The following is a 15458-nucleotide window of genomic DNA, read 5'->3' as shown; positions in this document are numbered from 1 at the left end:
TCATTATGACTGAGCCTCTTGTTATATCTAAGCGTGTTCTTTTATATCAGACAGAATTACGACTGGCATTAATATTTCCGAACAGCGAACGCATAACCATCCGCTCATAGAGCGCCAGATGCTCATCTTCTGGTTTATCCTGTAATTTCTGAATCTCTATAAGCGCATACTGCTGAATGGCCAGTAATGGCAGCACAACACTTTCACGCAATCGAATACTATTGCGGCTACGGGCATTGTCCTGCAGTAACTCAGCATCGCCAGACACCTTCAATACCATCTCTTTTGTTAACAAGTATTCATTGTAGATAATCTTCCAGAATTCACCGAATTTCTTATCCTGCTCCATGTACTTCGTCAATGCAAAGTTGGTCTTACTCATACTCTGCATACTATTTGATATTAAAGCTCTGAAGAAGATAGATGAATTATACAGCTCCTGACAAGCTTCGAGGTTTCCCGCATCTTCCTGCTCTTTCAGAGCAGTTCCCAACCCATAAAAGCCTGGCACATTCTGCTTCAACTGACTCCAGGCGCCCACAAAAGGAATAGCCCTTAAATCATCAAACTCCAGTTTATCACTACCTCCCCGTTTTGAGGGGCGACTACCAATATTCGCTAAACCATAATACTTTAAAGTACTTCTTTCTTCCAAAAACGGAATAAATAAGGGATGAGCCTTAAGCGCAGCATACTTTTCATAACCAACCACTGACATTTGTTCAATCAACTCGCGCTGACCAGCACTTAAATCAGAATCAGCACGGTTAAACAGGTTGTTTTCAAATCCTGCTGTTAACAAATGCCCAAGGTTGTGCGCAGCTGCCTCTTTAATGCCATAATGTGAGCTAATCGTTTGCCCTTGTATCGTGAGTTGTATTTGATGACTATCGATGGTTTTACCCAGTGCAGAATAAAACAGATGTGTATTACCACCACCTCGCGCCGGCGGTCCGCCGCGCCCGTCAAAAAACACTACTTCAACATCACTCTCTCGCGAAATCAAGGTAATATCTTCTTTAGCACGATAAATACCCCAGTTAGCCATCAGGTAGCCACCATCCTTTGTACCATCAGAAAAACCAAGCATCACCGTTTGTCTATTCTTGCGGTTGGCCAGATGTGTTTTATATTTTGGATGATTATAAAGCGTCTTCATTGACTGTCCAGCTCCTTTCAGATCGTCAACTGTTTCAAACAGAGGAACAATGTCAATTGATAAAGGCTCATCACCCCAGCTGCACAAGCGCGCCAATGCAAAAACTTTTGCAATATCGACCACTCCACGACAGTTACTTATAATGTATCGATGGGCAGCTCTCTCACCATTTTCTTTTTGAATACTTTTAATCGCCTTCATTGATTCGAGCGTGTCACGCACCAGTTCATCTTCAAAAACACTTGTATCAATGCGGCCTTTTGCCTTTAACAATAAATCTAATTGTTCAGCCTCCGTTCGCTCCCACAAATCTTCAGGGAACAGACCGGGATTCACACGCATTACTTCATTAAATGCTTTTCCTATCACCCGGCTATCCTGACGTACATCAATACTCGCAAAGAAAAAGCCAAACTGCTTAATTTTACGTCTAAAGGATTTTATCTTGTCAACAAACAGTCCCTGGTGCTCTTCTTCCAGCAACTTCTCAACTTTATCTAGTTGATTCAGCAGATGGTTTAAGTCTACATTTCTTTCACCTGATGCATTGGTGAGCTCTTCAACAAATAGTTCATCCAGCTCATGAATAATATCGTAAACACCAGGAAAACTCATACGCCGTTTGATCGCCTTCAATTCAGTGTGGTAACACGTAGATAAGGTAAAGCGCAGCTTTCGAGCTACTTTTAAAGTGGTATCAACTTTTACAAACGGATTACCGTCTCTATCGCCACCGGGCCAGAACCCCATGGTAATTAATTCTTTATTATGATCGATTTTACCAGGAAAAAACTCATCAATGCGATCGAGCAACTGACCCACGGCCGGATAGAAAATATTACCCAGATACCACGTTAATGCAATGGCTTCATCGTAGGCCGAAGGTTTTTGCTTACGATAAAACGGTGTTTTTCCAAGTTGTTGAAGCAGATCTCGCGCGTAACCAACTTCATCGTTGGTGATAGCCTCAGTTAAATCAGTTGATATTGCCAGCACTCGTCCCGGATAGAATTGAGTTGGGTGAGCAGTTAGTACAACCCTGATACCAAAGCTATCCAACAATTCATCCATCTGCTGCTCTAGCTTGCGATTCTCTACCTTTTGCTTAATGCGTCCCCATGAATCTGAATCATTCATACGGTGAATTTTGGTATAAGCAGCTTCCTCCAGTGCATCTATCAATACTATTTGACGCTCAACATATTGTATAATCTTAAATAAGAACGAGATACGTTCACGCTCCGTTAACTCAGGCTTATGTTCTTTGAAAAAATTATTGACAATAGTTGTTGGCGATTCGCCATTCTCCAACCCTTTTACGCACGCTTCGTTCAACAATGGTAATAAAAGCCCTGTTTGCTGAACAGCATGAAGTGGCAGAGTGAGAAACAAGCTGTTATACAACTGGTATTTCAATTCCACCAGTTCGCGATACGACTTCTCAATTTGGTTCATTCTTTTACTTATTTTGTGTATTGATATTATTTATAGGGCAATGATACTTCAACTGTAAGTAAACTTACCTTATAAATAACAAATGCAAAGATAAGATGTTTGTAAGAGTAATACTATTATATTTTACGACTTTTTTATAAGTTCATCGTAATACTTTGAATTACATCACTAAATCAGTCCATTTGCTATTTTAAATAAGATGTGAGGCGCCTATTAAGCTACGTAGAAATTGACTAAACGAATTAAACAAAGCAGCATTATTTAAAAGGAAGTTAACGGTTATTTTAGGTATTTTTCTACCTTTGTAGCTTGTAATTTTCGCTCGTAAGAGTCATTAGGAAAACTTATAAAACTATAATTGTGCCGGAAACAAGATACGTATTTGTAACCGGAGGAGTTGCCTCCTCGTTGGGAAAAGGAATTATATCAGCCTCATTAGCAAAATTATTACAATCCAGAGGTTATAAAGTAACCATTCAAAAGCTTGATCCATACTTAAATGTTGATCCTGGGACACTCAACCCATATGAGCATGGTGAATGTTATGTGACAGAGGATGGTGCTGAAACAGATTTGGATTTGGGACACTACGAGCGTTTCCTAAATGTACCAACATCGCAGGCCAATAATGTAACCACCGGTCGTATTTATCAGAATGTGATTAATAAAGAGCGTAAAGGTGATTACTTAGGAAAAACCGTTCAGATTATTCCTCATATTACAGATGAAATTAAGCGCAACATCAAACTGCTTGGCACTAAGCACAAGTATGATTTTGTGATTACCGAAATTGGTGGTACTGTTGGTGATATTGAATCACTACCGTATGTTGAAGCGGTGCGTCAGTTAAAATGGGAATTAGGAAATCATGCTGCAGTGGTTCATCTGACGCTGGTTCCTTATTTGAATGCATCAGGTGAGTTAAAAACAAAGCCAACTCAACACTCCGTTAAGCAGTTGCTTGAAAACGGTATACAACCAGATGTATTGGTATTGAGAACAGAACATGAGCTTTCTCAGGATATCCGCAGAAAAGTAGCCCTGTTCTGTAATGTCGACAGCAAAGCTGTTATTCAGTCAATTGATGTGAGCACCATCTACGAAGTACCTGTTAAAATGCAGGAAGAAGGCTTAGATGAAATTGTTCTGAAAAAACTGGACTTACCTATTGAAGAGAAACCTGCATTAAAAGAATGGAAAGGTTTCTTAAGTAAACTGCATGGAGCCAAAAAGACAGTAAAAATTGGTTTGGTTGGCAAATATGTGGAGTTGGCTGATGCATACAAATCAATCATTGAAGCACTAATACATGCGGCTACCTACAATGATCGAAAAGTTAAAATTGAGCTGATTCACTCGGAAGAGCTTAACAACGAAAATGCTGCCGACATGCTTAAAGGGCTTGATGGCGTATTAGTTGCGCCTGGTTTCGGACACAGAGGTATTGAAGGAAAATTATCAGCCATAAAATATGTACGTGAGAACAACATTCCATTCCTGGGAATTTGTTTGGGTATGCAATGTGCAGTTATTGAGTTCGCCCGCAACGTACTCAATCTTAAAGAAGCGAATTCCAGAGAGATGAATAACCGCACTCCTGATGCCGTTATCGACCTGATGGAAGATCAAAAGAATGTGACAGATATGGGTGGAACCATGCGTTTGGGAGCCTACGACTGTAATCTTAAAAAAGGCACCAATGCATTTGAAGCATATGGAAAAGAAGCTGTTCAGGAGCGTCACCGCCACCGCTATGAGTTCAACAATGAGTACCTGGAAGCATTTGAGCAAGCTGGTATGAAAGCTGCTGGCTGCAACCCGGACACCGGTCTTGTTGAGATTATGGAATTACCTAAGCACAAATGGTTTGTAGGCGTACAGTTTCACCCTGAGTATAGCAGTACCGTTTTAAAACCACATCCTATATTTATGGCATTTATCAAGGCCGCAATAAAAGAGTAAACTTAACACACAAAGTAATAAAATGGATAGAAATTCGATAACCGGAATTATACTAATCACGATTATTCTGGGTTTCTTCTGGTGGATTAACAAGCCATCTGAGGAGCAGCTGGCACAACAGCAACGCCGCAGAGACTCAATTGCCATGGTTGAGCAATTAAGATCCGAAGCCGAAGCTCAGGCTGCTGCAGTTAAAGCTCAACAAACCCAGGAAGCTGAAGCTCAAAAGGATTCTTCAATAATTGCACAGGAAAAATCAGATCGCTACGGCTTATTTGCCAGTGCCGCAGAAGGGGAGCAATCATTTGTGACCTTAGAAAACAACCTGGTAAAGATGAAGATTTCAACCAAAGGTGCCCGCATCTACTCGGTTGAACTTAAAGACTATAAAACGCATGATGGCCAGCCTTTAGTACTAATGAATGGCGACCAGAATAAATTTGGCTTCTACTTTACACATAGCAATCGTAACTTCCACACCAATGACCTGTTTTTTGATGTGGCTTCAACATCTGGCAACAAAGCCGATTTTGTAATTAACGCGGCAGAAGGAAAACTGGTGTTTTCATATGCATTGCCTGATGACAGCTACATGGCTGATTTTAATATCACCACCAACAATATGGGTAGCATCATGTCTACGAACACAGGCTCACTAGGTATTGAATGGAATATGCGAATGGACGCTCAGGAAAAAGCACCGGACTTTGAGCGCCAGCGAGCAGGTGTTTATTTCAAGTTTGCCCAGGAAGATGTTGATCACATTGTAGCCACAAGTTCTAAGTCAGAAAAATTAAGTACAAAAGTACAGTGGGTAGCGTTTAAAGATCAGTTCTTTTCATCGGTATTTATTGCCAAGGATGATTTTGTAAGTGGAGAAGTAGCTACAGAAGCACCAGAAGATAAAAATGAGCGTTTAATTATGAACGCCAGTGCATTGGTAAATGTACCTTATACAGGTAATGATAACCTGGATTTTCATTTCTACTTCGGACCAAATGATTTTAAAGCTCTGAAACCCTACGATGAGGCTTACGACTTGCGTGAGTTGGTTTATTTAGGATGGGGATTTCTTCGTTATATCAACCTGGGTGTAATTGAGGTATTCCACTTCTTCGAGGGCTTTATCAGCAATTATGGTATCATTATCCTGTTGCTAACTATCCTTATTAAACTGATTCTTTTCCCGCTGACCTATAAATCTTATGTATCAACGGCTAAAATGAAGGTGTTAAAGCCACAAATTGAAGAGATCAACAACAAGATTCCAAAGGAGAAAGCAATGGAACGCCAGCAGGCTACCATGGCATTGTACCGCAAGGCCGGTGTAAACCCAATGGGTGGCTGTTTGCCAATGCTGTTACAAATGCCAATCCTGTTTGCCATGTTCCAGTTTTTCCCCGCCTCTATTGAGCTGCGTGGAGAAGCTTTCCTATGGGCGCAGGATTTATCATCATACGACTCAATCTTTGAATTACCATTTACTATTCCGTTCTATGGTGATCATGTGAGTCTTTTCTGTTTGTTAATGGCCATTACCAATATTGTGTATACCAAGATTAATCAGGAGATGACACAAAGCAGTCAGCAAATGCCTGGTATGAAAGGAATGATGTACATGATGCCGGTGATGTTCCTGTTCTTCTTTAACAACTACGCATCAGGTTTGAGTTACTATTACTTCATCTCTACCCTGATAACCATTGGTCAAACGCTATTAATTCGTCGTTTTGTTGATGAAGAGGCTTTATTAGCGAAGCTGAATGCCAACAAAAAGAAGCCAGTTAAGAAGTCGAAATTTCAGCAACGCCTGGAGGACATGCAACGTCAGCAGACGCAAGCAGCCAAAAAAGGTAAAAAGAAATAATTAGTTACCATATGTAATTGAAAAGCCGCTCCAGAAACTGAGCGGCTTTTTTAGTATCCTAACATGACTTTAAAATGAACACTTACTTCTTACCATGTCTAAAGCCTTTGGGTAAGTTTGTTAGTTGAGGAATTGGCGGTAAAAACTCTTTTAATTCCATAAGTGGATCCAGCAGGTTTTTCCTGAAATCTTTAGGAGGAATAATTACCCGGAGTGATAAAGGGTGAATTCTAATTTCGGCCCTGTGCCCCAACTCTACCGGCTCTCCATCCAAATGTCCTACTAACTTTTCATCACTTTCAATGGTAATATGCTTAGCCCTGGTTACAACATCATACCTTCGCTGGTCAACACTCTGATCCAAGATACTAATTAACAAGGATGGCCCATCGTAGATTGGAAACTCCTTAATAATACATACATCAATAAGTCCATCGTCAATTTTTGCCTGGGGCGCAATATGAATGTTGTTTCCCCACTGCGATGAGTTGGCAAAAGTAAGCATGAAGGCGGGCAGTTCATAGGTCTTATTATCTATAGAAATACGATACACCGATGATTTATACTTGGCATATTCCTTTGTAATGAGCTTTACATAACCTGCGGGTCCCCTATTCTTCTCTTTGGCAAACTGGTGACTGATATGTCCGTCAAAGCCAATACCTGCCACATTTAATGATACCTGCTCATTCACGCGAAGCGTATCGATATCCTTTTTTACCAAATGGTTGATAACCTGCAAAGCCCTGTTAACGCGTAAAGGAATATCCAGATAACGAGCCAGTCCGTTGCCCGAACCTGTTGGGATGATGGCCAAAGCTGTGGTGGTATTAATCAATGACGATCCTACTTCATTGACTGTTCCATCTCCGCCTACAGCCACCACCACATCGTATTTACCCACCGCATTCCTGGCTAATTCACGTGCATGACCGGCATATTCGGTGTAAGCAATATCAAACTCAATCTTTTCATGGTCAATCTCATCTCCAACAGCTTTCTCAACTGTTCGCTGTTTACCAATACCCGATATGGGATTAATAAGAAATAGGACACGATGTTTTTTCATTGCAAAAGAAATAGCTGAGTTAAGATAGTAATTACTTTCGTTTCTGTCCTCTTGTTTTAGGTTTCTTATATTTGGCGGCTAGCTTCCGTCGATACGATCCTCCTTGGTTAGTCTTTTTATTCTTATCTTTCTTTTCATGAAAAGCAGCACCCCTTTGGCTAATTGGTTTAGGTGCTTTGTTCACCATCATGCCAGGTAATACCTCCTTCTCTGATTCCAATAGCTTTTCACTGACTTTCACATCAGCCGGTACAGGCTCCAGCTGCACTTGCTTTTTCATCAGTTTTTGGATAGATGCCCAAATATCTTCATCTTTTTCTTCCACGAAAGCAATGGCAATACCGTCGGTATCGGCACGACCAGTACGACCAATGCGGTGAATGTAGGATTCTGCTGTTTCTGGTAAATCATAGTTAATAACGTGGCTCACCTGGTTAATATCCATCCCCCTGGCAATAAGGTCGGTGGCCAACAATATCCGCCTCTTTCCTTCCAGGAATTCTTCCACCATCCTGAAACGGAAATTCTGCGATTTATTGGAATGAATCACCCCAATCTGTTCTGGGAAATCCTTTTCTAACTCATTAAAAAGCAGGTCAGCCAGACTTTTACTTTGCACAAACACCAGTACCTTATCCATCGACTCGTTGGTGGATAAAAGATGCTTAAGCAAATTCAGTTTGGTATAGAAATTTGGAACAATAAAGCCCGATTGGAATATCTTCTCTAACGGTGTACCAGTAGCTGCTACTTCTACCCGCACCGGGTCGTAGAACCATTGCTTAATCAGCTGTTCCACATCTTCAGTTACGGTAGCCGAAAACATCAGGTTCTGACGCTTATCCGGCAAAAGCTCTTGTATCTGCTCCAGCTGTGACCTGAACCCCAGATTAAGCATTTCATCCACTTCATCAACCACCAGTTTCTGGATATTCTTCAAACGCAACACGCCAGTCAGGCTTAAATCGATTAACCTGCCCGGCGTAGCCACCAACACATCCAGGCCATCGTAAACCAGTTCTTTTTGGGTATTGATATTGGTGCCGCCATATACACCACCAATACGAACGCTCATGTATTCTGTCAGTTTACGAAACTCACCCGCTACCTGCTCAACCAGTTCACGCGTTGGCACCAGTACCAGGATTCGCGGATGGCGTTGCTGAGAAAACTTCAACTGACGTAATATCGGTAAGATATAAGCAAAGGTTTTCCCTGTACCTGTTTGGGCAATTCCAACCACATCTCTGCCTGACATGATTACAGGAAATGATTGCTCCTGTATCGGCGTCGCTTCTTCTAACCCAATATCCTCCAGTGCATTAATCAGCACTTTATTAATATTTAATTCCGTAAACTTCAAAACATCAAAAATTTAATTTCTGCAAAAGTAATGTGTTTATTGGGAAAACTAATATTTACTTTGCAAAAGCTAAGGCTTTATCGCAAAAACGGCATTAAAACTCGCTGCAGTTGATGAGCAATGAAGCCTGATTATGCCTCCTGCTCGTAATCGTAGCTCACCATCCAGTTAATACCAAACTTATCGGTAAACATGCCAAAGTAGGAGCCCCAAAAGGTTTTGCCAAGCGGCATAATTATTTGCCCATCTGCTGATAAGCTATTAAATATGTTTTCAGCTTCCTTTTCTGAATCTGTATTAACTGAGATGGATATATTAGTGCCAGGTACGCATGGTTGGCCAAAGGCTTCATGAGTATCACTGCCCATCAATACAGTTTCCTTACTAATTCGCAATGAGATATGCATTATTTTATTGGCATCCGCTTCGGATATGGGTTTTTCTGAGGGCATATCTTTGTATCGTCCCACATATTCGAAATCGCCACCAAATACGTTTCGATAAAAATTGAAAGCGTCTTCACAGCTTCCGTTGAAATTGACGTAAGGATTAATTGTTGCCATAGCAAAATATTTTTATTTAGAATGCTTTAAAATAATACTTTTTATACACTAGTGCCAATGATGCCTATTTAATACTTACTACTTGCCTGCTCCATTTATTCTTAATTCAGATTCGTCTACTTAAAACTCATTTCTGAATGGTTACAGATGTAATTAGCGTCAAGCAAATTTTAATTTTCCATTATTTTTTTTAATTTTAAGACAGACTTATATTTACTATTAAACCTTTTCAATATGAGTACAACAACAATCACATTTAATCAACTCAGGAAGATTAAAGATAGTCTGCCTGATGGAAGCATCCGCACAATAGCAGAAGAGTTGAACCTCGACGTAGAAACAGTAAGAAATTACTTTGGCGGTGCCAACTACGATCGAGGGAAAAGTGTAGGGATACATCTTGAGCAAGGCCCCGATGGAGGTATTGTGGAACTAGATGATACGACAATCCTGGAAATGGCCCGCGAAATTCTAAAAGGCAAGAAGCCGCAAGTTCAGAGTTAGTGCAATCATATTCTCCATAGAAAAAAGCGCCATTTGGCGCTTTTTTTTATGTGTATCTATTTGATGAATTTTTCTCTTCGCTGGAGGTTGAGGAGTCCCCATAAGGCAGATACAAGAGCCACTATAAGCCATGTCCTAACATGTTTCTCCACCACACTCTCCCATACGGTCTCACTCATACCCGATGGCAACTCAAAAGGGTTTAAAAATACATTCCATGGGCTTGACTCCAGAAATGCACTCAAAAACCAAACGAGCAGGCCCAAAATAACTACAATTACAGCCGTACCGTTACCATTTTTCACCACTGTGCTGAAAAAGAAACCTAGCATACCAAACAAACCAACCGGTACCATTAATCGCATAGTCATTTCCCATACCGGTACATTAATGAGCAACACACTACTCAGGTTAGCCATTAAGAAGATAAACCAAAATACCATAAAGATGGCCATACACAGCCTCACGAGCCATATCTTATAGCGATAATTAGGAATACCAAATAGTATTTCAAGGATGCGGGCATCTTCATCATTTTGAATGCCATACGTAGTGGGAAAGAAAATCAGCAAAAATGCCGGAAACATTAATTGGAAATAGACACCATGCACACTGACTGAATCGGCCGCAAATAAACTAATGGACGTTATCAGGAGATAAAAAATCAGGGCAGCACCCAGAAAGTAGACAAACTTATTGCCGAATACAATTTTAAGGTTATACCTGACAAACTTTAGCAGCAAACTGATGCCTGATGGATGGAATAGATTTGTTTTACTCATTGTTTTCGCTCTTGTTTTTTAATAACCAGATATAGGCATCCTCAAGCACGGCTCCCACGCTTATGGCATCCTCAACCGGCTGTTCATTGGCGATGCACCGTACTCTTATGTTCGCTCCATCACGCATGTGGTGCACAATCAGGAACTGTTGGTTCATTTCATCAAATGCTTCTGCTTTGATATCAAATTGCCAGACCCTGTTATCTGCAATCTTGACCATCTCACCGGGTTCGCCCCAATAACGCAACTCGCCTTTACTCATCACAGCTACCTGATTACATGAACTGGAAATATCTTCAATAATATGTGTGGAGAACAGCACAATTCGTTCACGGCTCAATTCAACCAGCAAATTTCGGAAACGAATACGTTCACGTGGATCTAAACCAGCAGTTGGCTCATCCACAACCAGTATTTTGGGCAAATGTAGTAGGATCATGGCGATACCAATACGCTGTTTCATACCGCCTGAAAAAGCACCGATTTTATCATCCTTACGCTCCCACATATGTACTGATTGCAACACATACTGCAAACGCTCTATACGAACATCTTCTTCGGTTATACCCCTTACAATTGCCTGGTAATCGAGAAACTCATAGGCAGTCATATTTTCATAGGTTCCGAACTCCTGTGGTAAATATCCGATTATTCCTTGCAACTCTTCGCGGTGTTCGGCGGTATCAAAACCATTGATATAAACTTTACCATAGCTTTGTTCCAACACACCACAGATAATACGCATCAGAGTTGTTTTACCTGCTCCATTGGGCCCCAGCAAGCCTATCATGCCGGTTTTAAACTCCAGAGAAATCCCTTTAAGTGCCTTAAATGGCACTTTTTCCTTACCGATCAGCGGAATACTTCTTATCATGCGATAGTAGGTACGGCGCCAAGCTGCAAACCTTCCCGTTACCCGCTCTATATTTATCCGATCTGCTTTCAGCTTATTCCCAGAGGCTATCAGCATTAGAAGTATATACCAAAGTGCACCTAGTATAATCGCCAAAGCCGTAGCATCCCATCGGTATACCAACAGTGCCACTCCAACAATAGGGTAAATGTATTTGAGAAGTTTTAAAACACGCTTATCCCATTTGTGAGCCGCTATCACTTCAGTCTTATTTCTCCAATACAATGCTATACTGTTGTATATAGAAAGGAAGACAAAATAGTTAATAACAGTAAACAATGTACCCCAAAGTGCAGAATCGAGATACCACCAGGTAAAATACACCATAAATCCGACCACAGGCAACTGCCAGATGAGTTGCTTCCATAATAACGAAGCTGTCATTTTCTTTAATAACAATTGCTCGCTTAGCTTGCTGTTTCTGGCTTTAAACTCGCGTACAAATCGTGTATCCCGGTCGTAAACTTTAACCAGGTTACGAATGGTTATATTCACATCGGCATGCTCAGCCACTAAATTGGCATTAGCCATGCGCAGCGATGATTTAACAAAGTACACAATGCTTGGCACCCCACTGATAATCAACACACCGTATAGTAACTGCCACGCAAATGATGCATCGGAGAAGAAATACACTAAAGTCAATGCTGCTGTCCAGCTTGCATAGATAAGCCCCTTCAGCCACCAGTTCAAACTTCGTAACCAGTTTAATGCACTATCCAGACCAAATGCAAAAGTGGGCATAAACACCAGTGTCAGCAAGGTACTAAAACTTAAGCCTCCAACCACGGTAATGGCAAAAGGAGCGCCCAGTATGCCCACGTATTCAGATTTGCCCATTGCCAAAGGCATCATAGCAATAATAGTAGTAATTGCCGTAATGGCTATGGGGCGAATACGCGAAATTCCTGCCTGCATAAGCGCTCGCGCATGGTTATACCCCTGTCTTCTAAGTTGCCTTGAATAATCGATTAACAGTATACCATTGTTAACAACTACACCCAGAAGAATTAAAAACCCAATAAAAGTGTGCGTATTTAATAATGAATTACCAGTTAAGACCAGCGCTAAAAGTGAACCGATTGCTGCCAATGGTACAGAAAACAGCATAACCACAGGCGCCGTTAATGATTCAAAAACAGAAGCCAGAATCATAAACACCAGTAACAAACCTATCAAGCCTAAAAACTTAAACTCGGCAAAAGTATCCTCTTCATGTATGACTTTTAACGACACCTTTGAAGAAACAGGAATAGAAGCCACCAGCTCATCTACCTGCGCACGTGCATCTTCCAGCAATGCTTTTGATGCATTAACTTCATCTGAAAACTGATAGCTTACCTCGATCTGTTTCTCCTGATTAACCCGCAATATCTCAGTACGACCTGATGCATAATTTATTTCAGAGAAGTCGCTTAGCGGTACAATGGCCCCTGCATTATTAGTCACATTCAGCTTTTGCAGATCATCCATCGTTTTTGGCGGAGCTTCATCAGGCAGATCATTATCAACCGTTTTCATAATAATGTCATAGACCTCATCATTCACCTTTAATTGTCCGCCTGAACTAACCTCTGAGCGAAAGGTAAACAACTCTGAAACCACGTTTGAAGGAGCAATATTTAACAGCCCCATGAGATAGGCATCCATGCCCAAATGGATTTCCGGTCGTTTATTGGCAGAAGATACCCGGGCGCGCTGAAGGTTGTCTATTTCATTCTCCAGCCAATATTTAACATCATTGGCAACCATCAGCATCTGATCATAATCTTCGCCTTTGATAACGACTTTCTCTTCCTGTTCACCCAGCCCCAAAAACCCCATCATGTCCAGGCCTGGGTTGGAGCCAAATCCGCCACCGCCTCCCATTGCAGCTGTAGCACTTTGCGAGAGGCTTATCTCCCCTCCTTCAATCTCACTGATGCGATTTTGAATGTCAGCCTTTATTTCGGGTATCGAACGCCGGGCGATACGCTTATAATCATCTTGCAGGATGACAGACACGGCGGCTTCATCTTCATAAACCTGACAGACCACATCCTTTTTCTCTTCCAGTGATTCCAATCGACTCTCTATCTCCCTCACCACCTGATCGGTATTGGAAAGCATTGAGCCCGACGGCATCTCCACACCAATGTTAAATTCAGTGGTTTCAGCTTCTTGCCGGGTAGTGATACTTAATCCAATACTGACAATAAGCACAACGAAGAACACCAGCAACACTCCCATAATAGTGGCAGCTGGTTTTCGAAGCGTGGCTTTCAGCAGAAGGATATAATATTGAACCAGCTTATTGTGTAAATCCAGTTTCTCAAGGGCTTCAATACGGTATTTGACAATGCCGGATAGAAACAGGTGAGTCAGCATAGGTATTAAGATGAGAGCCACCAGCAAGGACACCATGAGTGTTGAAATAATAGACACACTGATGTGCTTGGCAATTTCGCGAAAAAGCATTTGCTCCGAAAACACGAAGGGCAGAAATACTGATACTGTGGTGAGCGTAGCTGCTGTCACGGATCGCCACACCTCTTTGGTTCCTGTTACTACACTACTGGTGCTGTCACCGCCTCCTCCAGAAGCTACCCGGTAAATGTTTTCCATGACCACCACACTGTTGTCGAGCAACATACCAATGGCCAGCGCCAACCCAACTAATGTGAGCATATTAATGGATATATCGGCAGCAAAAAAGAAATTAAAAGCGCCATAAACCGATAATGGCACCGAAAGCATCACCATGCCAACAAGGGGGATGTTATTCAAGAAAATCCATAAAATAAAAATGGCTAATATACCGCCAACAAAAGCCAACTCAATGATCGAATCTAGGTTGCTTTCCATTGTTTCGGCCTGGTTGGTTACAACTACCAGTTCAATGCCCTTCTCCTGATATTCCCTGTTGATTTGAGCTATCTGCTTCAAGGTGTTATCCGATAGTTCTATCATATTCACCTGGGCATCTTTAGCGATGGCCAGCGAAACTGATTCGAGACCATTAACACGGCTATAAGAATCTTCCTCCTTAACGCTGAAATTGATTTGTGCCACATCTTTAAGCAACACAGGCCCTTCCGATTTGACGACTATATTTTCGATATCACTGATATGATTATAGTCGGCCTCTGCTGTTACATAATACTTCATCTGGCCCTTAACCACCTTACCGGCAAATACCTTCTCGTTCTGTCCTGAAGTGATTAGCTGCCGGATGCGCCCCGTGGTTAAACCATAGCTATCGAGCACATCCTGCTGGAAAATGATTTCAACCGACTTCTGCCGACCACCTGACACTTGTATGGATGAAATACCATCAATACTTTCCAGCTTTGGCAGTATATCTTGCTCAACAACATTGCGAACGCGATCCACACCGCCTTCACCCCTCACCTGAACGGTCATAAACTGACTGTTCATCTGCTCAACATCAGCTTTAAACACTTGCGCCATCATGTTTTCGGGCAACACATTGGCAGCTCCCTCTATTTTTTCTACCAGTTTAAGGTAACTGTATTTTACATCGGCATTGCGCGTGAGGTAAACAAATATCATAGCTCGCTGCGGTCCCACTCGCGTCTCAATTTTTTCAATACCCTCCAATGTACCAATGATGCCTTCAATAGGAATCACGCCCTCCTGCTCCATATGCTTGGGGTCCAACTCTGTTGTTGCTCCCACTTGCACAAACAACATAGGGTATTCGGTATTAGGTATTAGTTCGAAGGATAACTGCCGATAGGATATCACCCCTAACATGGTTAGGGCAACAAACAGCATACTGACAAGTACTTTTCTGTTAATTAATTCTCTCATACCTGTCA

Annotated in this window: 9 protein-coding genes; 3 read left to right on the top strand and 6 right to left on the bottom strand. The window is 41.6% G+C overall.

What is annotated here, in order from left to right; translation table 11 throughout:
• Positions 1–46: 46 nt before the first annotated feature.
• Positions 47–2614 (bottom strand): phosphoenolpyruvate carboxylase, encoded by a 2568-nt coding sequence (locus KEM09_RS07980; RefSeq protein WP_212227431.1) that lies wholly within the window; start codon positions 2612–2614, stop codon positions 47–49.
• Positions 2615–2974: 360 nt separating this feature from the next.
• On the opposite strand from KEM09_RS07980, the gene KEM09_RS07975 reads away from it, so the two are divergent.
• The gene (locus KEM09_RS07975; RefSeq protein WP_212227429.1) at positions 2975–4576 is read left to right on the top strand and encodes a CTP synthase; all 1602 of its coding nucleotides are present in this window, start codon (positions 2975–2977) and stop codon (positions 4574–4576) included.
• A gap of 22 nt (positions 4577–4598) precedes the next feature.
• Positions 4599–6443: a membrane protein insertase YidC gene (gene yidC, locus KEM09_RS07970; RefSeq protein WP_212227427.1), complete on the top strand. Its 1845-nt coding sequence runs from the start codon at positions 4599–4601 to the stop codon at positions 6441–6443.
• Positions 6444–6525: 82 nt separating this feature from the next.
• Here yidC and KEM09_RS07965 read toward each other — a convergent pair whose 3' ends face one another.
• The 3 genes from KEM09_RS07965 to KEM09_RS07955 all read right to left on the bottom strand — a co-directional run bounded on the left by KEM09_RS07965 (position 6526) and on the right by KEM09_RS07955 (position 9438).
• A complete protein-coding gene (locus KEM09_RS07965) occupies positions 6526–7512 on the bottom strand; it encodes a diacylglycerol/lipid kinase family protein (RefSeq protein WP_212227425.1) in 987 nt (328 codons plus the stop codon).
• Between the two features lie 31 nt (positions 7513–7543).
• Positions 7544–8875: a DEAD/DEAH box helicase gene (locus KEM09_RS07960; protein WP_212227423.1), complete on the bottom strand. Its 1332-nt coding sequence runs from the start codon at positions 8873–8875 to the stop codon at positions 7544–7546.
• A gap of 131 nt (positions 8876–9006) precedes the next feature.
• Positions 9007–9438, bottom strand: a complete 432-nt coding sequence (locus KEM09_RS07955; protein WP_212227421.1) for a VOC family protein — start codon at positions 9436–9438, stop codon at positions 9007–9009.
• A gap of 234 nt (positions 9439–9672) precedes the next feature.
• Between KEM09_RS07955 and KEM09_RS07950 the strand changes: the two genes are divergently transcribed.
• Positions 9673–9942: a DNA-binding protein gene (locus KEM09_RS07950; protein WP_212227419.1), complete on the top strand. Its 270-nt coding sequence runs from the start codon at positions 9673–9675 to the stop codon at positions 9940–9942.
• Between the two features lie 56 nt (positions 9943–9998).
• Here KEM09_RS07950 and KEM09_RS07945 read toward each other — a convergent pair whose 3' ends face one another.
• Positions 9999–10724 carry a hypothetical protein gene (locus KEM09_RS07945; protein ID WP_212227417.1) on the bottom strand — a complete coding sequence of 242 codons (726 nt, stop codon included), beginning with the start codon at positions 10722–10724 and terminating at the stop codon, positions 9999–10001.
• Positions 10717–15450: an efflux RND transporter permease subunit gene (locus KEM09_RS07940; protein ID WP_212227416.1), complete on the bottom strand. Its 4734-nt coding sequence runs from the start codon at positions 15448–15450 to the stop codon at positions 10717–10719. Before KEM09_RS07940 ends, KEM09_RS07945 begins: the two co-directional genes overlap by 8 nt.
• Positions 15451–15458: the final 8 nt, after the last annotated feature.

The organism is Carboxylicivirga mesophila (assembly GCF_018271975.1).
Lineage (GTDB): Bacteria > Bacteroidota > Bacteroidia > Bacteroidales > Marinilabiliaceae > Carboxylicivirga > Carboxylicivirga mesophila.
Note: the sequence above shows the minus strand (reverse complement) of the source record. Positions and strands in the feature narration are given on the sequence as shown.